This is a genomic window from Stenotrophomonas sp. X (assembly GCF_055721025.1).
Map to the genome: position 1 here is coordinate 3,335,921 of NZ_CM146756.1, position 22,844 is coordinate 3,358,764.

The following is a 22,844-nucleotide window of genomic DNA, read 5'->3' on the forward strand; positions in this document are numbered from 1 at the left end:
GGCGTGGATCTATTATGGGACCCGTGGCCGATCATCCACGCATGGCGTGGATCTACTGTAGAGCCGAGCCCACGCTCGGCTGCTCTTCGGTACCTCAGCCGAGCATGGGCTCGGCTCTACCTCAGTCCTTGGTAACGCGGTTGATCTCGGCCAGGCTGGTGACACCCGCAGCAGCCTTCTTCAACGCCGACTGGCGCAGGTCATTCACCCCGATCTGCTGTGCGGCCTCGGCAATCTGCAACGCATTGCCGCCAGCCAGCACGATCGTGGCGATCTCGTCGGTCATCGGCATCACCTGGTAGATACCGGTACGGCCCTTGTAGCCCTCGGTGCACTCATCACAGCCGACCGCCTCGTACAGCTCGATACCCGCGTCCAGCTGTGCCTGGGTGAAGCCTTCGGCCAGCAGCGCATGCTCGGGCAGATTGGCCGGGCGCTTGCAGTTGTTGCACAGCCGGCGCGCCAGGCGCTGCGCGATCACCAGCGTCACCGAGCTGGTGATGTTGTACGGCGCGATGCCCATGTTCATCAGGCGCGCGATGGTCTGCGGCGCATCGTTGGTGTGCAGCGTGGACAGCACCATGTGGCCGGTCTGCGCCGCCTTGATCGCGATCTCGGCCGTTTCCAGGTCGCGGATTTCGCCGACCATGATGATGTCCGGATCCTGTCGCAGGAACGAGCGCAGTGCCGCGGCAAAGGTCATGCCGCGCTTGTTGTTCTGCTGCACCTGGTTGACACCGGGCAGGCGGATTTCCACCGGGTCTTCGGCGGTGGAGATGTTGCGCGTCTCGTCGTTGAGGATGCCCAGCGCGGTGTACAGCGACACCGTCTTGCCCGAACCGGTCGGGCCGGTCACCAGCACCATGCCGTACGGCTTGTGGATGGCTTCCAGGAACAGCTTCTGCTGGTCCGGCTCGTAACCCAGCTTGTCGATGCCGAGCTTGGCCGCGCTACCGTCCAGGATACGCAGCACCACCTTCTCGCCGAACAGGGTCGGCAGCGTACTCACGCGGAAGTCGATCTGCTTGGTCTTGGACAGGTTGAGCTTGATGCGTCCGTCCTGCGGCACGCGCTTCTCGGCGATGTCCAGCTGCGCCATCACCTTCAGGCGCGCGGCGATGCGCTGGTTCAACTTCACCGGCGCGCGCGCGACCATCTTCAGCAGGCCATCGATGCGCAGGCGCACGCGGTAGTCGTCTTCATAGGGCTCGAAGTGGATGTCCGAGGCGCCCTTGCGGATCGCGTCCACCAGCACCTTGTTGACGAACTTCACCACCGGGGTGTCATCGCCCTTGGCATCGATGCCGGCGTCGCCGCCCCCGGAAATGTCCTCGTCACCGCCGGACACATCCAGGTTACCAATGCCATCGTCGTCACCGCTTAGCGCGTCGCCCAGCGTGTCATGGCTGGCATGCCACTGCTCGAGCGTGCGGCGGATCTGGTCTTCATCGACCAGGATAGGCTCCACCACCAGATTGGTGTGGAACTTGATCTCGTCCAGCGAATGGGTCGGGTTGCTGGTGCCCACGAACAGCTTGCCGCCGCGCTTGAACAGCGGCAGCACGTTGTGCTTGCGCAGCAGCTCCTCGCTGACCAGGCTCATCGCGTTCTGGCTGGCGTCGAACGTGGACACGTCGAACAGCGGCATGCCGAACTCGACCGCATTGGCGGCCGCCAACTGGGCTGCCCCAACCACCTTGTTCTGCGCGAACCAGGTCGGCAGCGGCTGGCGGGCCGCGGCGGCCTTGGCCATCGCGTCGCGGGCGGAAGCCTCGTCCAGCGCACCATCCTGGACCAGGCGACGGGCCAGGCCGGTGATGCCGACGAGATTGGCGGTGGTTACGGCGTTCATATGAATCCTTGGCTCATCATGGGTCAGGCAGTGCGGCGCGCCCTCCAGGGGCACCGCACAGGGCAGCAGAACCTGCCGCGACCCACTGGCCGACGACGACGCCAATCCTTCAGCATGACTGCCTCGCCCGGCACTCCCAGCCCGGCAGGCACGATCCTGACTCCCCCCGGGATGATAGCCCCGTCAACGGCCCGCCAACATCCCATTGGCAAGCCGAAGTGTGATCAACAGCCGGTTGGGCGATAGCGCGCTTCGAAGGCGCTGCCGTCGCAGGTCCAGGTGCCGTCGGCTGCGCGGCGGAGGATGAGGTCTTTGCCGTTGACGGCAGGCCCCCCGAGCAGCGTACATCCGATGGTGGCCACTCCATCAGAGGCAAGTTGGGCAGATACAGCAGAGCAGCGCGTAGACGGGGCGATACCAACATAAGCTGGATCTACTAGCGTGCTATCACGACTATCTTGTACGACCGCCTCGATTGTCGTCTTGCCGGGTCTAATTTCAGCGAGCGCCGCCCCCAACTGTGCTTTGGCTGCATAGGCCTGATAGATCGGCAGCGCTACGGTCGCGAGTATCGCGATGATGGCAACCACAATCATCAGCTCGATCAATGTAAAACCTTTCTCGTTCACGACAATCCCCCTGTATTTCACGGCAATCCCCCACTGCCTTCGACGCGAAACTTGCAACTCAAAATGTACGAGGCGACAAAAGAAAGGCCCCGACAAGCGGGGCCTTCTTCAGCCAATCCAGATGGGATTAGCAGCCCTTCGGCTTGTACTTGTCATCTGCGGCGCCACCAGTGGTGCTGCATGCCCAGGTGCCTGCGGCAGCAGCGCGAGTCCACACCACGGTACCGTTATTGATCTTCGGATTACCCTTGAGCGTGCAGGTGATGGTCGCAGCGCCACTGGTCTCAATATTCGTAGTAATCGCGCAACGGGTGGTCGAAGCAGTGAGGCCGATCTTGGTCACATCCGTGACGTCAGCAGCCAGACCTTCGTTGATCAGCGTCTCGGCGTTGGTCTTGCCGGGGGTGATCTCAGCCAGGCCGGCACCGACCTGCGACTTGGCAACGTAGTCCTGGTACATCGGCAGGGCGATGGCGGCCAGGATGGCGATGATCGCAACGACGATCATCAGTTCGATAAGGGTGAAGCCCTTCTGGTTCTTCATTTTGGTACATCCCCAAGATAAGTGGTGGTTGATTTCAGAGCACAGGATCGGTCTGGCCAGCGGCCAGCTGAGCGGGTCCTGCCCCCTGCGGGTGGATCAACGCAGGTTGCGTGCCAACCCCGGCACGCCTCCCCCTGGATTTCCCCGCGCCCATGATGGCAGCTATTTCTCGGATGGGAACCCCCCGCATGCGAATCTGCGATGGACGCGGCAATGTGACGCAGTGCGTCACCTTTGGTCGGCACCCGGCACGAATTCGCATCATGGGCCCCTTGGCAACTGCCCAGACGGGCATGAACCCGCTACCATCGACGGCTAGACGCCCGCCTGGGGATGGCGGGTCTTGGGGAGCCGATATGTCTGTCAGTCGCAGTACGATCAAGAAGGAGCCCGTGGCGCGCAGCACCACGGAACTGCAACCGTTTGTCTGGGAGGGGACCGACAAGCGGGGCGTGAAGATGAAGGGTGAGCAGACCGCGAAGAACGCGAACCTGCTTCGGGCCGAGCTGCGCCGCCAAGGCATTAATCCTGGCACGGTCAAGCCAAAGCCCAAGCCGCTCTTCGGTGCAGCGGGTAGCAAGGTAACTCCGAAAGACATCGCCTTCTTCAGCCGGCAGATGGCCACCATGATGAAGTCGGGGGTACCAATTGTCGGCGCCTTGGACATCATCGGCAGCGGTCACAAGAACCCGCGGATGAAGAAGCTGGTTGAAACTGTCAAGACCGACATTGAAGGCGGCTCTTCGCTGTACGAAGCGATCAGCCGCCACCCTGTACAGTTCGACGAGCTGTACCGAAATCTGGTGCGTGCGGGCGAAGGCGCTGGCGTGCTAGAGACGGTGTTGGACACCGTGGCGACCTACAAGGAGAACATCGAAGCTCTGAAGGGCAAGATAAAAAAGGCCTTGTTCTACCCGGTCATGGTGCTGGCAGTTGCACTTATCGTCAGCGGCATCCTACTGGTCTGGGTGGTACCGCAGTTCGAGGATGTGTTCAAAGGCTTCGGCGCGGATCTGCCTGCGTTCACCCAGATGATCGTTAACCTTTCCCGCTTCATGGTTTCTTGGTGGTGGCTGATTCTGCTGATCAGCATAGGGGCGATTGGCGGCTTCTTCGCCGCCTACAAGCGCTCTCCGCGCATGCAACACGGCATGGATCGGCTGGTCCTGAAGCTACCGGTCATCGGGCAGATCATGCACAACAGCTCGATCGCCCGCTTTGCCCGCACGACCGCCGTAACCTTCAAGGCCGGCGTGCCGCTGGTGGAAGCTCTGGGCATCGTGGCCGGCGCCACCGGCAATACGGTTTACGAGCATGCCGTATTGCGCATGCGCGACGACGTGTCGGTCGGATATCCGGTCAACATGGCCATGAAACAGACCGCCCTGTTCCCGCACATGGTCATCCAGATGACCGGCATCGGCGAAGAGGCCGGCGCCCTGGACGCCATGCTGTTCAAGGTGGCCGAGTACTATGAGCAGGAGGTCAACAACGCCGTTGACGCGTTGAGCAGCCTTCTGGAGCCTGTGATTATGGTGATCATTGGTACCATTGTCGGCAGCATGGTCATCGGCATGTACCTGCCCATCTTCAAACTTGCCGCCGTTGTCGGATAATTACTGAATGGCATTTCTCGACCAGCATCCCGGCCTCGGCTACCCCGCCGCGGCCGCCCTGGGGCTGCTGCTGGGCAGTTTCCTCAACGTCGTCATCCTGCGCCTGCCCAAACGGCTGGAGTGGCAGTGGAAGCGTGATGCGCGCGAGGTCCTGGAGGAACCGGACTTCTACGAGCCCCCACCACCGGGGATCGTGGTCGAGCCCTCGCATTGCCCGCACTGCAAGCACAAGCTGAGCTGGTACGAGAACATCCCGCTGTTCAGCTGGCTCATCCAGGGCGGCAAGTGCCGCCACTGCAAGGCGCCGATCTCGCTGCAGTATCCGCTGGTCGAGGCCCTGACTTCAGTGCTGGTGCTGGCCTGCGTCTGGCAGTTCGGCTTCGGCTGGCAGGGTTTCGGCGCCATCGTGCTGACCTGCTTCCTGATCGCCCTGTCCGGCATCGACCTGCGCACCCAGCTGCTGCCCGACCAGTTGACCCTGCCCCTGATGTGGCTGGGCCTGATAGGCAACATCGACAACCTGTATATGCCGGCCAAGCCTGCCTTGGTCGGCGCGGCGGTGGGCTATCTGTCGCTGTGGATGGTCTGGTGGCTGTTCAAGCAGCTGACCGGCAAGGAAGGCATGGGCCACGGCGATTTCAAGCTGCTGGCCGCCCTCGGCGCCTGGTGCGGGCTGAAGGGCATCCTGCCGATCATCCTGCTGTCGTCGGTGCTGGGCGCCATCATCGGCTCGATCTGGCTGTATACCCGGGGCCGTGACCGCGCCACGCCCATCCCGTTCGGCCCCTACCTGGCCATCGCAGGCTGGCTGTACTTCATGTGGGGCGCGCCCGTGGTCGAGCAGTACCTGGTGTTGAGCGGACTGCGCTGAGGGGAATCCCCATGAGCCGGTATGTGGTTGGCCTGACCGGTGGCATTGCCGCCGGCAAGAGCGAGGTGACCCGGCGCTTCGAGGCGCTGGGCATCGTGGTGGCCGACGCCGACCTGGCCGCCCGCGCGGTGGTTGCTGCCGGCAGCCCTGCCCTGGGCCGCATCGCCGAGCGTTTCGGCGCCGACATGCTGCAGGCGGATGGCAGCCTGGACCGGGTGCGCCTGCGTGCCCACGTATTTGCCGACCCGGCCGAGCGGGCGGCACTGGAAGCGATCACCCACCCGGCCATCCGTCTGCTGATGCAACAGCAGTGCGAGCAGGCCGCCAGCCCCTATGCGATTGCCGCCATCCCGCTGCTGACCGAGGTCGGCGGCCGGCAAGCCTACCCGTGGTTGGACCGGGTATTGCTGGTGGATGCACCCGAAGCCGTGCAGCACGCCCGGCTGATGCAGCGCGACGGCATCGACGCCACGCTGGCCGACAAGATGATCGCCGCCCAGGCCAGCCGTGCGCAGCGGTTGGCACTGGCCGATGATGTGGTGGTCAACGATGGCCACCCGGAAGACCTGCAGGCGCAGGTGGAAGCGCTGCATGAGCGCTATCTAGGGTTGGCTGGGGGTTGAGCGGTCCGCATTGCGCGGAAGCGTTTTCACGCACAACTTGGATCTCCTGAGATATTTCACCCACTCATCTGGATCGGCCCCGGCGACCTTTTTCCCGCCTACGCCTTTCCGCAGATCCTTTTCCATGCCAAACCACAACGGAAGCAAAAGTGAACATCACTCCCGCGACAATCCAGGAAAATCCCATCAATTTGTTATAAGCCGACTGCCCGAACAAACGAATCAAGGCGCTATAAAGACCGCAGTTGGCCCGGCAAGGACCCGTCCCAATCAGTGCATCGTCCATGACTGCAATGCCATAGACGACCATCAGCACACCTACGAGACATCCGAAAAGACGCACGGCAACCATCTATCTTCCTGTGTGCGCACCAAAGACTCTGCTATGGACGCGAAGAACGCCAATCTCTTGGTGGATGAATCAAGCTCCTCAGCTCTACGGCTCAAGAATTCCTGATCGCCCTCGCTCGATCAAAGTGAAGTCGTACTCAGCGTCTGCACAGTGCAGCAGATCGAATCCAGGCGCTCGCAACAATGCACCTCGCCCGAGGTATCGCCATTCTTCCGCAGAAAAGCCAACTGCATAAGCCTCATCATCGATCACGGCAACTACGATCCCGCGCGATCCGCCACCAAGATCTACGGTGTCGCCAAGCAGTACCTTTTACCCATCCGGGTAGTTCATAGGAAGCACTCAGGAAAGTCCATGAATGTCGACGAGCTCAGAGCGGGCTTCGAGCTCAAGCATGCCTTCGGATAGCGTCATACGGGGCGGCTGATTCGGATGTCCAATTGTCCGCCACCAATAGGACCGAGCTAGACATACGGATCGAAATCCAATGAGACTCCACCAGACGCCATCAGTCTGATCACGTCACAAGAAAGACTAAAACCCGGCCACACCCCGCGCTGACTCGATAGGCGCACTCCCACCTGCAGCGCCCACAGCCTTGCCTCACCCTCCACCTTCTCAAGACCGCACTGCAACGCTTCAAGAACGCCCCCCTGGATGTCACCAGTTCTGTATTGCTGGCGCTCGACTCTGGAAAGGATGACTTCTTCACCACTTACAGGAGAGTCACCCACGAGGACGACAACCAGCTCAGGTCGCGCAGACGGAGCAATTTCCCCCTCCAATTCCAATCCATCTGCGCCGCCGTCTCCAGTCAACTCGGGATCAAAATTCAATGAGGCAGATATAGATGCCATCTTTTCAAGGGTTGCGGAAGAGAGATTTAGACACGCCCTATCTCCCTCGCCTGCCCGAACTCGCACGATGATTTCAGGAGCTTGATGGGTCGACTCAGCCAAGGTTGCCGCTCCGCGACATTCAATGACTTTCCCGATCAGAATATCCGCCGCGTCCAGCTCATTCACTTCCCGCGAGAATTGCGTCATCAGGTCATAGCTCGCACAACTAGCTACGGAAGCCATCAACTTTACTTCAATCCCAGGATGCATCACTTCCACCGATGATTGGCAAATTCCACGAATAGAACGGCAAACCGTATGAACACCAGAATGATGCAATTGAGCATGCGCGCATTGCAATCAACGTACTTTTACCAGCTCAGCCACATGTAGCGACGGCCTCCTTGCAAGCCATAAAAGTCTCGCGTTTCTAGCCCCTCTTAGCCCTATACCTACCACATCATCGTCCCCCAGGCCGGCCGCGCGCGGGAGTCGGCATCGGCCAATGATGTGGTGGTCAGCGATGGTCACCCGGGGGACCTGCAGGCGCAGGTGGAAGCGCTGCATGAGCGCTATCTCGGATTGGCTGGGAGCTGAGGCCGGGTTGCCGGCCAGCGGCCGGCACTACCGAACAGCATCCACGCATGGCGTGGATCTACCCGGCGCCAGCGTGGAACTGCTGTGGAGCCGAGCCCATGCTCGGCTGCGATCATCAAGCCGAGCATGGGCTCGGCTCTACAAAGTGTTCTGCATCCACGCATGGCGTGGGCCTACTCCAGCTGCAGGCGGGCATAACGGGCCAGTTCTCGTGCACCAAGCAGCAATCCATCTACGACATCCGGGCTGAGCTGCTGATGGGCACCGCCCTGCTCGCGGGCGGCTTCGGCGGCGTGCAGCACCTGCATGAGTGCATTCAAGCCGGCCAGGGTGCGGCTGAGACCGGCCATGGTGGCCGCCTGGGCCGGGCTGAGGCCCTCGGCCTCCAGCCGTCGGCCGTCGGCTGCGTCGCGGCCGTCCATGCGGGCCAGCAGCGCGGGCAGCAGATCCCTGGGATCATCGAGCAGGGTCTCGATGCGCTCGGCGACGTCGGCGGGGAGCAGGTCGGCGGCTTCGCCGATCAGTGCGTGCAGTTGGGGGAACAAGGGGCGTGCGGACATGGTGAATCTCCTCGCAGTCGGCGAGCCACCTGCGGATGCAAGGTGGCGGACGGTGCGGGTTGGCGTACCGGAGACCCAACAATTCAAAAGCTAAGGAAAAAGACTCCAGCGGATTCTGACGAATCCCCACGCACCATCCGCCGAAACGAGGCAGGTGATGCATTTTCCATGATGGTCGCTGCACATCTGGAGCTTTTGAATTGTCGGTTTTTTTCAGGACGCCAATCCCGGCCAGGGCACCTGCCCCGGCCGACCCATCTGGCCATCACGCAGCGCTGTGATCTGTAAGGAAATTCTCAAGCCGCAGCTGAGGCTACGAATGCGTGCATGTGGACACGCACGCGGCGTGGCGGCGGTCACGGTGATGTCGTGTTGGGCTTCTGGCGCATCACGTCTGCGAAGCTAATTCGATGGCACAAGCGACACAGGGCGCAACACGAACCCGGTGTAGAGCCGAGCCAATGCTCGGCTCCGGGAAGCCACCGCAGCCGAGCGCGGGCTCGGCTATACAAATGTGGAGCACCCACCAGAGTAAAGCCCCTTACAACGGCTTCGGCGAGAATGTCAGGGTGGCGATCACGCCGCGCTCGCCACCGGGGCGCACGCTCACCTGCCAGCCATACAGATCGCACAGGCGGCTGACGATCGACAGGCCGATACCACCGCCCTGCGAATGGCCGGCGTGCGTGCCGCGATAGCCGCGCTGGAACAGCTTGGCGGCATCCTCTTCGCTCAGGCCCGGTCCGCTGTCGGTTACCGACACCGAATTGCTGCCGACAAAGACGCGGACCTCACCATCCTGCGAGTACTTCACCGCGTTGCCGATCAGGTTGCCCAGCGCCACCGACAATGCGGCTTCCGGCGCATCGATCACCAGGTTGCGCTCGCCTTCCAGTGCCAGTTCCAATGGCTTGCCGCCCAGCTGTGCACGGTGGGCGTCCAGCAGCTGTTCGGCCACGCGGGCGACGTTGCTGGTGCCCTGCCCGCGTTCGTTGCGCGACAGCAGCAGCAGCGCGCCGATCAGGTCGCTGCACTGTTGTTCGGCGCGCTGGATGCGCTGCAGACGCTGCAGCACCTTCTCATCCAGGCCGGGCCGGGTCAGCAGCAGCTCGGTGGCGCCACGGATCACCGCCAGCGGCGTGCGCAACTCGTGGCTGACGTCGGCATTGAACTCACGGTCGCGCTGCACCACTTCGGTCAGCCGCGACGAATAGTCATCCAGCGCCTGCGCCAGCTGCCCCACTTCGTCATCGGGGAAACGTGGCGCCAGCGGCTCGGGCTCGCTCGTGCCGCCGCGATAGGCACGCAGCCGCGCGGCCAAGTCCGAAACCGGCTTCATCACCTTCGAGGCCGACCACCAGCCCAGCACCAGCGACAACAGGCTGAACACCAGCACCGACAGTACCAGCGCGCGGTTGAGCTGCTGCCCGCCGCGCACGCTGTCGGTCATGTCGTAGGCCAGGAATGCCCAGGCGTCGGGCGTCTTGCGCACGGCCAGCTTGTACGCATAAGGTTGCCCGCGCTCGTCCACCCCGGAGATGTTGTGGTTGCCATCGGGCAGCGCGGCCCAGTCCGGCTCTTCCTCGCGCAACGCCTCGAACTTGTCGGGTTTGACGAGGCGCGCACGCATCTGCTGCACGGGCAGGTCGGGGTTGCGATCCGGGCTCTCGTAGAACCGCCGCACATATTCGTTGATGTTGCGGTTCATCACGTCTTCGACCAGCTGGTTTTCCACGCGCATGCGGGCCCAGTTGGTGGCGAACGCGAACAGTGTCGTCAGGCAGAAGCCCAACAACACGAACGAGACGATGATGCGGCTGCGCAGGCGCCGCCGATACGGCGAACGCCGGCGCTCCCCCTTGGTTGCCACGGAATCAGGCTTCCGGGGTAGCGATGCGGTATCCGATGCCATGGCGGGTCTGGATCAGCGGCACTTCAAACGGCTTGTCGACCACCGCACGCAGGCCGTGGATGTGGACACGCAGCGAATCCGAATCGGGCAGCTCTTCGCCCCAGACGCGGGTCTCCAGTTCCTGGCGGGTAACCACGGCCGGCGCGGCCTCCATCAGGGCCTGCAGGATCTTCAACGCGGTCGGGTTGAGCTGCAGCAGCTTGCCCTGGCGACGCACCTCCAGCGTGTCCAGGTTGTATTCCAGGTCGCCGGTTTCCAGCACGCGGGTCTGCACGCCCTTGCCGCGGCGCGACAGCGCGTTCAAGCGCACTTCCACTTCCTGCAGCGCGAACGGCTTGATCAGGTAGTCATCGGCACCGGAATCGAAACCGGCCAGCTTGTTGTCCAGCGAGTCGCGGGCGGTCAGCATCAGCACCGGGGTCTGCTTGCGCGCCTCGTTGCGCAGCTTGCGGCAGACTTCAATGCCATCCATGCCCGGCAGGTTCAGGTCCAGCACGATGGCGTCGAACTCGTGGACCACGGCCAGGTGCAGGCCGGTCACGCCGTCGGCGGCGAAGTCCACGGTGTGGCCACGATCCTCAAGGTAGTCGCCAAGGTTGGCGGCGATGTCGCTGTTGTCTTCGATTACGAGAATGCGCACTGGGACCTCTGGTTCTTGAAGGGTCGTCGGGGGGCCAGGCCCACCTGCTCAGGATGCCCCTGTGCGGGTGGACGCGACGTCTACCTGCTGAACGATACAGGTTCCATTCTTAACATTTCGTACCGGAGGGACGACACCAGCAAACGCCCCCGGGACGAGCGCTCAGCGGCTGATGCGCTGCTGGTCGGTCAGCGCCTGGCGGCTGTCTTCCTGGGCCTTGCGACGCTGGGCCACGGTCAGGCAGACACTGGTCGGCATGTTGCTGCCGGTCAGGCGCTCGCGGCGGCAGATCATGCGGCTGTCGGCCTGGGCGCGGGTCATGATGGTGTTGACGATCTCCTGCTCGTTGAACAGGTCGTTGCGCTCCTGCGGGGCCAGCTCATCCACCTTCTCGCGGCCATTCATCTTGATCCGGATCCGGTTCAGCGCCTGCTGCACGCGGCTCTTGTCCTCCAGCCCGATCTCGCTGTAGTCCTCGCTGCCCATGGCCGTTTCAACGCGGCGGATCTGTTCGGATACCGGGGTGAAGGAATCCATCTGCACGGTGTCCTTCTGCGCCTTGGCCTGCACGGTGGCCACCAGGCCGAGCGACAGCATCAGGGCGAGCGTAGTGATGCGGTACATGACGAGCTCCATGTTCGTCCATGAATAGGGTCTCGACTTTACGGGCGCGCCGATGCGTCCACAAGGGACGCACGGCAGGGTGACCGATGGCGGCCTGCGACCGGCCCAACCACGGTTACGGCTTGTAGTTGTTGAAGCGCTGGTTGTCGTTGAGCGTCTTGCGGCTGTCTTCCTGCGCCTTGCGGCGCTGGGCCACGGTCAGGCAGACGCTCTGCGGCATGTTGCTGCCGGTGGTGCGCTCGCGGCGGCAGACCATGCGGCTGTCGGCATGGGCGCGGGTCATGATCGTGTTGATCACTTCCTGGTCGTTGAAGATCTCGGTGCGGTCCTGCGGGCTCAACTGCTCCACCCGTTCGTGGTCGCCCATCTTGATCTTGATGCGGCCCAGTGCCTGCTGCACGCGGCTTTTGTCTTCCAGCCCGATCTCGCTGTAGTCCTCGGTGTTGATCGCCGTCTCAACGTTGCGGATCTGTTCGGCCACCGGTGCGTTGGCGTCGAACTTTACCTGCCCTTTCTCGGGCTTGGCGTGCGCGGTGGTGGCCAGTGCCAGGCCCAGCATCAGGGCGAAGGGGGTCATGCGCTGCATCGTTACCTCCAGGTTCTTCCATGAGTGGAACATCGGCCCTGCGGTGCCACCGATACGCCGTTACGGCACCCCGGTGGACCGAAAGGCGGTGCGGTCAACGCCCAGCGGGCGGTGGGCTGAGCGTGTTGTAGCTGCGCTGGTCGTTGATCAGCGCCTTGCCTTTCTCTTCGATCCGGCGCCGTTCGGCCACGGTCAGGCAGCGGCTCCTGGGCATGTTGCTGCCGGTGGTGCGTTCGTACCTGCAGATCTGCCGGCTGTCGTCATGGCCACGCGCCATCAGGGTGTTGATGCGTTCCTGCTCGTTGAAGACCTCGGCCTGCAGCTGCGGCGGCAGCTCCTGCACGGTCTGGCGTTCGCCCAGGTGCTGGCGGATACGCGACAGCGACTGCTGCACCTGGCCGCGATCTTCGGCAGACAGCTCGGCGTAGTCGGGGGCGGCCAGCGCGGCTTCCACCTGGCGCATCTGCTCGGCGACCGAGCCCTGCCGGTCCATCTGTACGGCGACCTTCTCCGGCTTGGCGGCAACAGCGCCAGACAGGCCCAGCAGCAACGCGATCGTCATGATGCGGTACATCGCCAACCTCCCGATCCATCCCGGAACGAAGGGCCAACTCTACGACCGTCACGCGGCCTCCACAAGAGACCTTGGGCACAGAGCCGACAGGCATAAAAAAGGCCCAGACGGTGCACCCGCCTGGGCCTGAAGTCGTATCCCGATACCGATCCTGCTGAGAGGCAGAGCTGCGGTTCGCTGAAGCCTACGCCGACGCCGATTAAAGCCTCGTTAAAGCCTTGGCTCACTCACCCATGAGAATCTCAACCCCATGAATAATCAAGGTTTTTTGATCTTCTCTACGTGTTCGATGATGCGTGTGGCCACGTCGACCCCGCAGGCCGCTTCGATGCCTTCCAAACCGGGCGTGGAGTTGACCTCCAGCACCAGCGGGCCGCGCGCGGAGCGGATCAGGTCCACGCCGCACACCGACAGGCCCAACGCCTTGGCCGAACGCACCGCCACCTGCTGCTCGGCGCGGCTGGCCTTGGCCGCCACGGCGGTGCCGCCGGCGTGCAGGTTGGAGCGGAAATCACCCTCCGGTGCCTGCCGCTGCATCGACGCCACCACCTGGTCGCCCACCACGAAGCAGCGCAGGTCGGCGCCCTTGGCCTCGCCGATGAATTCCTGCATCAGGAAGTTGGCGTACAGGCCGCGCAGCGCTTCGACGATGCCGCGCGAGGCACTGGCCTTCTCGGTCAGGATCACGCCGCGCCCCTGGGTACCTTCGTTGAGCTTCACCACATGCGGCGGCGGACCGAGCATGGACAGCAGGTCGACGGTGTCATCGGGGTTGTCGCCGAACACGGTGACTGGCATGTCGATGCCCTTGGCCGCCAGCAGCTGGTGCGCGCGCAGCTTGTCGCGCGAACGCAGGATGGCATCGGACGGATTGGGCGTGCGTGCGCCCATCAGTTCGAACTGGCGCAGCACGGCGGTGCCGTAGCGGGTGATCGAGGCGCCGATGCGCGGAATGACCATGTCCACGCCGGTCATCGGCCGGCCCTTGTAGTGCATGGAAAAGCCATCGGCGGCGATGCGCATGTAGCAGCGCAACGGGTCGAGGATGCGCACGGTATGGCCGCGCGCGCGCGCCGCCTCGACCAGCCGACGGGTGGAATACAGGGAGCTGTTGCGGGACAGGATGGCGAGCTTCATCGCGGCGGGATCGGTCGGCAGGCGCGAAGCATAGCGCGGGCGTGTGGCGGGCGGATGATGCCCGTCGCCGACGATCTCGAGCGTTGTGGATGAAGCTTCAGCTGTCCCGTTCAGCACTGGCCTGGAAGCCACGGGCCGCTTCGCCCAGCGCCGCCACGCAGGCCATCTGCAGGGCAGAATTGCTGAACGCCTGCTGGTAGATCTGCTCGAGCAGTTCCGCGGCCTTGGGACCACCGGCACGCCCGAGCGCGCGCACGGCCTCAAGCTGCTTGTTCGAGCCGACGCCGGCTGAAAGAAAGATCCGATGGATGCGCTCGACGACGTCGTTCCGGCAGTTCATGGAAGGCAGCTCCTGATCAGTATCCGCTCACGCTAGCTGCTCAGTGCCGGCCTGCCCATGGGAAAAGTTTGAAGCGTTACGCGCCCCTCCGCAGCGCCTCTAGGACTTCTACGAAAATGTCGCTTTCGGCTGGAAGCAGGCGAGCGTGCCGATCACCATGGAAGCTCCTCCCAAAGCGGAAATCCCGATGTCGAAAATGGAGCAACTTGCACAGAAGCTGCAGCAGTCCGCACACGCGGAGCAGGCCAGGGCCGCCGCCGTCGAAAAGCAGTACCAGGACTGGATCCAATCGCTGCATGTGTTGTTCGACACCCTCGAACGGTGGCTGCAACCGTTGGTGCAGGCGGAGGTGGCCACGCTGCGTCGGGACACGGTCACCATCACCGAGAATCCGTCATCCGGGGAACTGAAAACCTACGCGGCCCCCGCACTGACCCTGAACGTCAATGGCAAGGCCGCCGCGATCAAGCCTCTGGCCCGCTTCTGCTTCGGCTGCCAGGGACGGGTGGATATTCTGGCCCGGGAAAACCAGTGGCACCTGACACGGCACTTGGAGCCGGACGAGGTCTGGTACCTGCACACGCATGATCGCGCCCAGGGACGCGTGCTGGACGCGGACGCGTTGGCCGCGGTGTTCGCGGCGTACTGAGGCGGTCTGAAGGAACCTGCGCGGCGGAAACGCGGCGCGGTCTTGAAGGATGGAGCGGGCGATGGGAATCGAACCCACGTCAGTAGCTTGGGAAGCTACAGCTCTACCATTGAGCTACGCCCGCAGTGCGCGGTGAAAGTCTATGCGGTTGGGCCGGTAGAGCGCAATGGTGGCCACCGCATCCGCGAGGGGTCGGAGCCCTTTCCCTGCGGAAAGGGCTCCGACCCCGGCGGTTGCTGCTTAGTTAGAACGTGCCGCTGAAGTTGGCGAACAGGGTGGCGTCCTGCGCACGCTTCTGGCCGGTCGACGCGCTCAGGCCGAAGTTGCTCTGGAGGCCGAACAGTTCGGTGCGGGCACCCAGCACGACGGTGGCGTAGTTCTTGTCGAACTTCAGGCCCGGCACGCGGTAGCTGCCCAGTTCCGGCAGGGTCTGCAGCCAGGCGCTGGCCTGCTTGGTGTCCTCGAACTCGTGGTCGTAGGTCACCTGCGCGTACGGCTTGAGGGTGCCGCCATCGAAGCGTGCCTGCCAGCCAATGCGGCCGACGGTCGAATCAACGTTCTGGCGGTCATAGCCCAGTGCAGTGGCCAGGGTGCCGGCCGCGGCGCTTTCGGTGTAACCGTCGATCTTCACCTTCTGCCAGATCACCGAAGCGATCGGGCCGTGGCGGAAGCCGCCTTCGGTGCCGAACTCGTAACCGGCGTTCAGGGCGGCGGTCAGGTTGCTGCCGTCCGGCGAACCACCGTGCTCACGGGTGGCCGGGCCGAGCTGGACCTTGCGGTTCACGTCATAGGACAGCCAGGTGTAGCTGACCTGACCGTTCACCCAGATGCGGTCGCTGTACCAGCCAGCGAACAGACCGGCCGTGGTGTCCTTCTGCGTGAAGTCGCCGCGGTTGTTGCCGAAGTCGGCGTTGAGGCGACCGAAACCGGCGAAGCCGCCGAACACCATGCCGTCGCGTGCCCAGTCGATACCGAACAGACCGGCCGGGGCCAGCCCGTCGTACAGGTCGGCGTGGTCGTAGCGCTGCAGGTCGCCCCGCACGCCACCCCACCAGGACAGGCCGTCAGCCGGACGACCGCCCAGGTGCATGCTGACCTGGTCGGCGCGCGAGCGGCCGATGGTCTGCGCCGAGTGGCTCAGCACCTGCTGCAGGCGCGGCGCTTCCAGCACCGAGACTGCGTACTGGCCCAGCAGCTGATGGCCAGCGGTGGTCGGGTGCACGCCATCGGCGAACAGGTAGGTGTTGGCCGCATCCGGGCTGACGTAGCTGGTCGGGTTGCAGGTCAGGATGCTCTGCGTCGAGTTGGCCGGATCGATCTTGCAGGCGGTGCTGGTGACGTTGGTGAAACCGTACATGCCCGGGTTGGCGGTCACTTCACGCAGGATGCTGAAGGTATCGAGCGGAATGAACTCGATGCCCGCCTGCTTCAGGCCACCGTACAGGGCCTTGTTGTAGCCGGCCGACAGTGCGGTGGCGGCGGCGGCATTGGGGCCGCGGAACTGTGGGGTGATGCCCACATCCGGCAGGTTCGGTACCAGCACGTACTGGGCGCCGGCCTGCTTCAGCGCACCCACCAGCGCGATATGGTCGGTGACCGCTGCGCCGATGATGCCCTGCACCTGGGCCTGCGAAGCGCCACCTGCCGCCGCACGGGTGGCCGCGAACAGATCATTGGCACCTCCCCATACGGTGTACAGGGCGTTGCCGTCAGCCTTGCCACCGTTCGCGGCAAGGTAGCGGGTTGCTTGCGACTTCAGCGACGGAATCACGCCCAGGCCACCGGCCTCGTCCACCGACACGCGGGCACCGCCGACTGCATAGTTGTCACCGCTCTGGCCGTTGCCGTTGGCGGCGCCATTGAGGCCATAGTAGTTGGCGACCTGCTGCGCCCACACCCAACCGGGGTTGGTGGTGAACTGGCCGGTGACCGGACGCACATCGGCCGGCAGCAGCGGGCGGAAATAGCCGGCGTCGGTCAGGCTGTCGCCGAAGAACACGGCCTTGGAATACGGGGATTCGCCTGCCATGGCCGGAACCGCGGCCAGCGCGATCGCGGCCGCCATCAGGGAGCGGATCGGGCGTTTGCTGAGCAGCATGTAAGAAACTCCTGTGGGGATATCGTTGAGGACCCGGCGGACGTACGCCGGCGCACGGTGAATGGTTTCACTGCGCCGCCTTTTGCTCACGCTGCGCCGCCGCATGGATTGTCGCCCGGCAGCGTCGGACAACGCTGTGCCGGGGCTGGCGGCCGAGGCAATTTGCAAGGGTTCCGATCCGCGAAGGCCATAGGCGACAATGCGGCGATGAACATCCAGCTCAACGGCGAACCCCGTACCCTGCCCGCCTCGGCGACCCTCCACGATCTGCTGCAGGCCGAGCAGCTGCTGCAACGCCGGGTCGCGGTCGAGGTCAACGGCGAAATCGTCAGCCGCAGCCGCCATGGCGAGCACGTGCTGGCCGAGGGCGACGTGGTGGAGATCGTGCACGCGCTGGGTGGGGGCTGAGACCTGCGCGGGTGTTCAGGGGTCAGATCCCTTTGCCGGTGGCAAAGGGATCTGATCCCACGCTCGCCCCGCCCTCTACGTGACCCCATCTTCAGGCGGATAAGCGATAATCGCGCCATGAACGTTCATGTCTCCCCCGATTCGCTGGTGATCGCCGGCAAGACCTATGGCTCGCGGCTGCTGACCGGCACCGGCAAGTTCAAGGACCTGGAAGAAACCCGCCTGGCCACCGAGGCCGCTGGTGCCCAGATCGTCACCGTGGCCATCCGCCGCACCAACATCGGGCAGAACCCGGGCGAGCCGAACCTGCTGGACGTGCTGCCGCCGGAGCGCTTCACCATCCTGCCCAACACCGCCGGCTGCTACACCGCCGAGGACGCGGTGCGTACGTGCCGCCTGGCCCGTGAGCTGCTGGACGGCCACAACCTGACCAAGCTGGAAGTGCTGGGCGACCAGAAGACCCTGTACCCGGACGTGATGCAGACCCTGAAGGCTGCCGAGCAGCTGGTCAAGGACGGTTTCGAGGTGATGGTCTATACCTCCGACGACCCGATCCTGGCCAAGCGCCTGGAGGAGATCGGCTGCGCTGCGGTGATGCCGCTGGCCGCGCCGATCGGTTCGGGCCTGGGCATCCAGAACAAGTACAACCTGCTGCAGATCATCGAAGACGCCAAGGTGCCGATCATCGTTGATGCCGGCGTGGGTACCGCGTCGGACGCGGCGATCGCGATGGAGCTGGGCTGCGACGGCGTGCTGATGAACACCGCCATTGCCGGTGCGCGCAGCCCGGTGCTGATGGCCAGCGCGATGCGCAAGGCGGTCGAGGCCGGCCGCGAGGCCTTCCTGGCCGGGCGCATCCCGCGCAAGCGCTACGCCAGCGCCTCCTCGCCGGTGGACGGGCTGATCGGCTGATGACCAATCCTTTTGACAGCGCAGGTTCCAAGGCCCCGCCCAAGCCCTTCACCGTGAGCGAGGGCCGCCGCGAGGTGCGCAGCTTCGTGTTGCGCCAGGGCCGTTTCACTCCCGCCCAGCAGCGCGCATTCGACGAACGCTGGCCGCGCTTCGGCATCGATTACAACGGCCAGCCGCGTGACCTGGACGCCACCTTCGGCCGCCCGGCACACAAGGTGCTGGAGATCGGCTTCGGCAATGGTGCCGCGCTGCGCTTCGCCGCCCAGCACGACCCATCGCGCGACTACATCGGCATCGAGGTGCACGCCCCGGGCGTGGGCCGGCTGCTGAACGCGCTGGCCGAGGACAATGCCGACCACGTGCGCCTGTACCACCACGACGCGGTGGAAGTGCTGCAGAACGAGATCGCCGACGGCGCGCTCGATGAAGTGCGCATCTACTTCCCGGACCCGTGGCACAAGAAGCGCCACAACAAGCGCCGCCTGCTGCAGCCGGCATTCGCCGAACTGCTGGTGCGCAAGCTGCGCCCGGGAGGCCGCCTGCACTGCGCGACCGACTGGGAAGACTACGCCGAGCAGATGTGGGACGTGCTCGACGCCACCGCCGGGCTGGTCAACCGCGCCGGCCCGCGAGGCAGCGTGCCGCGCCCGGACTGGCGCCCGCAGACGCACTTCGAGACCCGCGGCCAGAAGCTCGGCCACGGCGTCTGGGACCTGCTGTACGACCGCACCTGACGATCGCCTGAGGACGCCGCGCCCCACATGGATACCGCGCTGACGCTGACCAACGACATGAAGCTCGTGCTCGGGCTGGTCGGCTTCACGATGGCGATGTTCCTGTTCGAGCGCATCCGCGCAGACGTGGTCGCGCTGGTGGTGCTGGTGGTGCTCGGTGTCACCGGCCTGATCGCGCCGGAGGAGATCTTCGGCGGTTTCTCCGGTAACGCGGTGATGAGCATCATCGCCACCACCATCCTCGGTGCGGGCCTGGACCGCACCGGGGCGCTGAACCGGCTGGCGGCCTGGCTGCTGCGGCGCGGCCACGGCGTCGAGCAACGGCTGCTGATGATGACCACCGCCATCGCCGGCCTGAACTCGTCCTTCATGCAGAACCCGTCGGTGATGGCGTTGTATCTGCCGGTCGCCTCGCGACTGGCGGCGCGCACCGGGCTGACGATGCAGCGCCTGCTGCTGCCGATCTCGGCGGCGATCGTGATGGGCGGCGCGCTGACCATGGTCGGCAATTCGCCGCTGATCCTGCTGAACGATCTGCTGGCCTCGGCCAACAACAACCTGCCTTCCGGCCTGGCCACCATCGAGCCGCTGCGCATGTTCGCGCCGCTGCCGATCGGCGTGGCGTTGCTGATCGCTTCGTTGCTGTACTTCCGCTACTACGGTGACCGCAAGCTGATCGAAGAGGAAAGCCTGGTCAATGACGGGGTCACCCCGGCGCGCACCGAGAGCTACTTCGCCAAGACCTATGGCATCGAAGGCGATGTGTTCGAGCTGGTGGTGACCGCCGAGAGCCCGCTGGTGGGCATGACCCTGGGCGAGGCCGAGACCCTGCACGATGCGCCGCTGCTGCTGGCGCTGAAGACCGGCAACGACACTCGCCTGGCACCGCCGGCGGAGATGCGCATCTGGGTCGGCAGCGTGCTTGGTGCGATGGGACCGCGCCAGCAGATCAGCGACTTCGCGCAGAACCAGTTCCTGCGCATGTCCTCGCGCCTGAAGCACCTGGGTGACCTGTTCAACCCCAGCCGCGCCGGCATTTCCGAGGCAGTGGTGCCACCGACCTCGAACGTGATCGGCAAGAGTGCGGCCGATCTGCGCCTGCGCAAGGAGCGCGGCATCAGCCTGCTGGCGATCAACCGCGACAAGCAGGTGATCCGCGAGGACGTGCGCGACGTGCAGCTGCGCGCCGGCGACATGCTGGTGTTCCACAGCATCTGGACCGACCTGGCGCAGGCCGCGCGCAGCCGCGACTTCGTGGTGGTGACCGACTACCCGACCGGCGAGCAGCGCCCGCACAAGTTCAAGATTGCGATGGCGATCTTCGCGCTGACCATCCTGATCGCGCTGACCAGCAAGCTGCCGGTGGCGCTGACGCTGATGACCGGCGTGGCCGGCATGCTGCTGACCGGCGTGCTGCGCATGGACGAGGCGTATGCCTCGATCAACTGGAAGACGGTGTTCATGATGGCCGGGCTGATTCCGCTTGGCTGGGCGATGGACTCCAGCGGCGCGGCCGCGTGGGTGGCCGGCCATACCATCGACAAGCTGCCGACCGGCATTCCGGTGTGGGTGCTGGAGGTGGCGCTGGCGCTGCTGACCACGGCGTTCTCGCTGGTGATCAGCCATGTGGGTGCGACCATCGTGATGGTGCCGATCGCGGTGAACCTGGCACTGGCAGCGGGGGGCAACCCGACCGCGTTCGCCCTGATTGTGGCGCTGTCGGCGTCCAACAACCTGATGACGGCCTCCAACCCGGTGATCTCGATGATCACTGGCCCGGCCAACTACACCCCGCGCGAGATGTGGCGGGTCGGCGGCCCACTGTCGCTGATCTATACCTGCGTGGTGGTGCTGATGATCAACCTGATGCTCTGAGGGTTGGGTTTGTTGGCAGGGCTGCGCCCTGCACCCGCAGAAGCCGAAGCAACAGCTGGCTTCCTGTGGGATGGCGGGGTGGGTCCGGTTGCGGGGGCCGCTGCAAGTACGTCCCTGTAAGCTCGGTCGCCGCATCCATGCGGCTCACGCCCCCCGCAACCGGACCCACCCCGCCTTCGACAGTTTCACGCGGCTGATGGTGGGTGCCGACCGTTGGTCGGCACGGCTTTTGTAGAGTCGAGCCGTGCTCGACTGCTTCCGGCCTCAGGCCAGGTAAACCTGCCCGTCGCGCACGTCCACCGGCACCGCACGCAGGCGGTCACCCTTGCACGGGCCGGCAATGCAGTCGCCGCTGTCCAGCGCGAACGAGGCACCATGCGCGGCACACACCAGATGACCCTCGCGGCTCTTCAGGAACTGGCCCGGCGCCCAGTCCAGGCGGCGGCCGGCGTGCGGGCAGATGTTCAGGAACGCACGCACCTGCGCGCCGTCGCGGTACAGCAGCAGCGATTCGGCATCGCCATCGACCACCGCTTCGACCTCGGCAAACGCGCCATCGGCAATGGCATCAAGGGCGATCAGGGCAGCAGCGATAGTCATGGCGAAGGCTCGGACGGTAAACCGGAATTGTCGCATGCCTGCTCAGGTGACTGGCTGCGACATGAACACAAGTCATTGATCCGTAATAAGTACAGGCTATATTTAACGAGTTTTTCACTCAATGACAGTGGCGCGTCCCGATACTTTGGTTTCGCTGATCCCAGCCTATCGAGCCGCCATGTTCAATCGCGCATCCGCCTTCAACCAGTTCCGCACCCTGTTCGCGCCGCGTAAGCCGCGTCACCCGCTGGTGCGCGTTGCCGTGGGCCTGCTCGGCCTGGCGATCCTGGCCGCGATGGTGTTCATCGGTGTGTTCGTTGGCGCGGCGATGATCCTGGTCGGCCTGGCGTGGAAGCTGCTGGCCTCGCGCAAGCCGGGCGTTGCGCGTCCGGTTGACCCGACCGTGGTCGAAGGCGAGTACCGCGTGGTACGCAAGCCGGTGTTGCCGGCCTCGCGCTGATCCAGGCCTTCCGCGCCCGCTGACGGCGGGCGCCATGCGTTCTAGACTGCGGGCACGCCCTTCCTGGATGCCCGCATGTCCGATGTCTCCGATGTGATCCCTGCCGTAGCCCTGCCGCGTGTACCGGTAGCCGGTGGCGGCAGCTTCCCTGTGCACCGCATCTACTGCGTCGGCCGCAATTTCGCCGACCACGCCCGCGAAATGGGCGCGGCGGTGCCGGCGGCCGATGACCGCGGCCGCCCGATGTTCTTCAGCAAGCCGGCCGACGCCATCGTGGTCGGCCACGACGATGCCATCCCCTATCCGCCAGCAACCGCCAACCTGCACCACGAAGTGGAACTGGTGGTGGCGATCGGCCGCGACGCGCCCGCAGGCGAGCTGGCCGTGGCCGACGCCGATGCGCTGGTCTATGGCTACGCCGTCGGCCTAGACCTGACCCGCCGCGACCTGCAGGCCGCGGCCAAGGACAAGGGCCACCCGTGGGACGCGGCCAAGGGCTTCGACGCCTCCGCGCCGATCAGCGAAATCGTCCACGCCGAGGAAGTCGGCGACCTGGCCGCGCTGAACCTGTCGCTGGAGGTCAACGGCGAAGTGCGCCAGCAGGCACTGCTCGACCAGATGATCTGGAACGTGCCGGAGATCCTGCATGAGCTGTCCAAGCTGTGGCAGCTGCGTGCCGGCGACTTGGTGTTCATGGGCACCCCATCCGGGGTGGCTGCGTTGAAGCCCGGCGACCGCTTCAGTGCCCGCCTTGAAAACGTGGCCGAGCGCCACGGCGTGATCGCCGGCTGACATCACCTGCGCTACCCTGC

The 22,844-nt window shown here is 64.6% G+C and carries 24 protein-coding genes and 1 tRNA gene; 10 read left to right on the forward strand and 15 right to left on the reverse strand.

The genetic code is table 11. The annotated features are described in order from the left end of the window. Positions 1-121: 121 nt before the first annotated feature. The 3 genes from pilB to ACZ75I_RS15420 form a co-directional block, all read right to left on the reverse strand. On the reverse strand, positions 122-1,852 hold the full coding sequence (gene pilB / locus ACZ75I_RS15410) for a type IV-A pilus assembly ATPase PilB (protein ID WP_180867457.1): 1,731 nt from the start codon (positions 1,850-1,852) through the stop codon (positions 122-124). 224 nt (positions 1,853-2,076) lie between these two features. Continuing rightward, positions 2,077-2,448: a pilin gene (locus ACZ75I_RS15415; protein ID WP_061479342.1), complete on the reverse strand. Its 372-nt coding sequence runs from the start codon at positions 2,446-2,448 to the stop codon at positions 2,077-2,079. 160 nt (positions 2,449-2,608) lie between these two features. Beyond that, positions 2,609-3,025, reverse strand: a complete 417-nt coding sequence (locus ACZ75I_RS15420) for a pilin (RefSeq protein ID WP_061479294.1) — start codon at positions 3,023-3,025, stop codon at positions 2,609-2,611. Between the two features lie 356 nt (positions 3,026-3,381). On the opposite strand from ACZ75I_RS15420, the gene ACZ75I_RS15425 reads away from it, so the two are divergent. The 3 genes from ACZ75I_RS15425 to coaE are packed head-to-tail and all read left to right on the forward strand — an operon-like array spanning position 3,382 to position 6,135. After that, positions 3,382-4,641 (forward strand): type II secretion system F family protein, encoded by a 1,260-nt coding sequence (locus tag ACZ75I_RS15425; protein ID WP_061479295.1) that lies wholly within the window; start codon positions 3,382-3,384, stop codon positions 4,639-4,641. A gap of 7 nt (positions 4,642-4,648) precedes the next feature. Beyond that, positions 4,649-5,512 carry a prepilin peptidase gene (locus ACZ75I_RS15430; RefSeq protein ID WP_065185263.1) on the forward strand — a complete coding sequence of 288 codons (864 nt, stop codon included), beginning with the start codon at positions 4,649-4,651 and terminating at the stop codon, positions 5,510-5,512. Positions 5,513-5,523: 11 nt separating this feature from the next. Continuing rightward, positions 5,524-6,135 carry a dephospho-CoA kinase gene (gene coaE / locus ACZ75I_RS15435; protein ID WP_472958226.1) on the forward strand — a complete coding sequence of 204 codons (612 nt, stop codon included), beginning with the start codon at positions 5,524-5,526 and terminating at the stop codon, positions 6,133-6,135. Between the two features lie 816 nt (positions 6,136-6,951). On the opposite strand, the gene ACZ75I_RS15440 is transcribed toward coaE, so the two are convergent. The 9 genes from ACZ75I_RS15440 to ACZ75I_RS15480 form a co-directional block, all read right to left on the reverse strand. Beyond that, positions 6,952-7,569, reverse strand: a complete 618-nt coding sequence (locus tag ACZ75I_RS15440) for a hypothetical protein (protein ID WP_472958227.1) — start codon at positions 7,567-7,569, stop codon at positions 6,952-6,954. 527 nt (positions 7,570-8,096) lie between these two features. Beyond that, entirely contained in the window at positions 8,097-8,483 is a 387-nt protein-coding gene (locus ACZ75I_RS15445; protein ID WP_053499205.1) for a hypothetical protein, read from the reverse strand. Positions 8,484-9,024: 541 nt separating this feature from the next. Beyond that, positions 9,025-10,395, reverse strand: coding sequence for a sensor histidine kinase (locus ACZ75I_RS15450; protein WP_069139309.1), 1,371 nt, complete (start codon positions 10,393-10,395; stop codon positions 9,025-9,027). Next, a complete protein-coding gene (locus ACZ75I_RS15455; protein WP_005410804.1) occupies positions 10,358-11,035 on the reverse strand; it encodes a response regulator transcription factor in 678 nt (225 codons plus the stop codon). The genes ACZ75I_RS15450 and ACZ75I_RS15455 overlap by 38 nt, the downstream gene beginning before the upstream one ends. Before the next feature lie 162 nt (positions 11,036-11,197). Continuing rightward, entirely contained in the window at positions 11,198-11,659 is a 462-nt protein-coding gene (locus ACZ75I_RS15460; protein WP_346477018.1) for a hypothetical protein, read from the reverse strand. Positions 11,660-11,774: 115 nt separating this feature from the next. Next, positions 11,775-12,245: a hypothetical protein gene (locus ACZ75I_RS15465; protein WP_111202060.1), complete on the reverse strand. Its 471-nt coding sequence runs from the start codon at positions 12,243-12,245 to the stop codon at positions 11,775-11,777. A gap of 94 nt (positions 12,246-12,339) precedes the next feature. After that, on the reverse strand, positions 12,340-12,819 hold the full coding sequence (locus tag ACZ75I_RS15470) for a hypothetical protein (RefSeq protein ID WP_061479299.1): 480 nt from the start codon (positions 12,817-12,819) through the stop codon (positions 12,340-12,342). Positions 12,820-13,077: 258 nt separating this feature from the next. After that, positions 13,078-13,956 (reverse strand): 30S ribosomal protein S6--L-glutamate ligase, encoded by an 879-nt coding sequence (rimK, locus tag ACZ75I_RS15475; RefSeq protein ID WP_005418651.1) that lies wholly within the window; start codon positions 13,954-13,956, stop codon positions 13,078-13,080. 97 nt (positions 13,957-14,053) lie between these two features. Next, entirely contained in the window at positions 14,054-14,296 is a 243-nt protein-coding gene (locus tag ACZ75I_RS15480) for a hypothetical protein (RefSeq protein WP_053499212.1), read from the reverse strand. Between the two features lie 145 nt (positions 14,297-14,441). Between ACZ75I_RS15480 and ACZ75I_RS15485 the strand changes: the two genes are divergently transcribed. Continuing rightward, positions 14,442-14,945 carry a hypothetical protein gene (locus tag ACZ75I_RS15485; protein ID WP_134968673.1) on the forward strand — a complete coding sequence of 168 codons (504 nt, stop codon included), beginning with the start codon at positions 14,442-14,444 and terminating at the stop codon, positions 14,943-14,945. A gap of 50 nt (positions 14,946-14,995) precedes the next feature. Here the strand turns inward: ACZ75I_RS15485 and ACZ75I_RS15490 are convergent. Together ACZ75I_RS15490 and ACZ75I_RS15495 are read right to left on the reverse strand one after the other, a co-directional pair. Then, positions 14,996-15,069 (reverse strand) — tRNA-Gly (locus tag ACZ75I_RS15490). A 120-nt stretch (positions 15,070-15,189) separates the two neighbouring features. Beyond that, positions 15,190-17,043: an autotransporter outer membrane beta-barrel domain-containing protein gene (locus ACZ75I_RS15495; protein WP_472958228.1), complete on the reverse strand. Its 1,854-nt coding sequence runs from the start codon at positions 17,041-17,043 to the stop codon at positions 15,190-15,192. 207 nt (positions 17,044-17,250) lie between these two features. Here ACZ75I_RS15495 and thiS point away from each other — a divergent pair, with 207 nt between their 5' ends. The 4 genes from thiS to ACZ75I_RS15515 all read left to right on the forward strand — a co-directional run bounded on the left by thiS (position 17,251) and on the right by ACZ75I_RS15515 (position 20,972). Next, positions 17,251-17,451: a sulfur carrier protein ThiS gene (thiS, locus tag ACZ75I_RS15500; protein WP_005418796.1), complete on the forward strand. Its 201-nt coding sequence runs from the start codon at positions 17,251-17,253 to the stop codon at positions 17,449-17,451. A 117-nt stretch (positions 17,452-17,568) separates the two neighbouring features. Further along, positions 17,569-18,363: a thiazole synthase gene (locus ACZ75I_RS15505; RefSeq protein WP_005418798.1), complete on the forward strand. Its 795-nt coding sequence runs from the start codon at positions 17,569-17,571 to the stop codon at positions 18,361-18,363. Then, the gene (gene trmB / locus ACZ75I_RS15510) at positions 18,363-19,097 is read left to right on the forward strand and encodes a tRNA (guanosine(46)-N7)-methyltransferase TrmB (RefSeq protein ID WP_053501092.1); all 735 of its coding nucleotides are present in this window, start codon (positions 18,363-18,365) and stop codon (positions 19,095-19,097) included. Before ACZ75I_RS15505 ends, trmB begins: the two co-directional genes overlap by 1 nt. Positions 19,098-19,124: 27 nt before the next feature. Then, on the forward strand, positions 19,125-20,972 hold the full coding sequence (locus ACZ75I_RS15515; RefSeq protein WP_472958229.1) for an SLC13 family permease: 1,848 nt from the start codon (positions 19,125-19,127) through the stop codon (positions 20,970-20,972). A gap of 264 nt (positions 20,973-21,236) precedes the next feature. Here ACZ75I_RS15515 and ACZ75I_RS15520 read toward each other — a convergent pair whose 3' ends face one another. Further along, positions 21,237-21,572 carry a Rieske (2Fe-2S) protein gene (locus ACZ75I_RS15520; RefSeq protein ID WP_072167633.1) on the reverse strand — a complete coding sequence of 112 codons (336 nt, stop codon included), beginning with the start codon at positions 21,570-21,572 and terminating at the stop codon, positions 21,237-21,239. 178 nt (positions 21,573-21,750) lie between these two features. On the opposite strand from ACZ75I_RS15520, the gene ACZ75I_RS15525 reads away from it, so the two are divergent. Continuing rightward, complete coding sequence (locus ACZ75I_RS15525) at positions 21,751-22,032, forward strand: hypothetical protein (RefSeq protein ID WP_005410817.1); 282 nt, start codon at positions 21,751-21,753, stop codon at positions 22,030-22,032. A 75-nt stretch (positions 22,033-22,107) separates the two neighbouring features. Beyond that, positions 22,108-22,824 carry a fumarylacetoacetate hydrolase family protein gene (locus tag ACZ75I_RS15530; protein ID WP_019660190.1) on the forward strand — a complete coding sequence of 239 codons (717 nt, stop codon included), beginning with the start codon at positions 22,108-22,110 and terminating at the stop codon, positions 22,822-22,824. Positions 22,825-22,844: the final 20 nt, after the last annotated feature.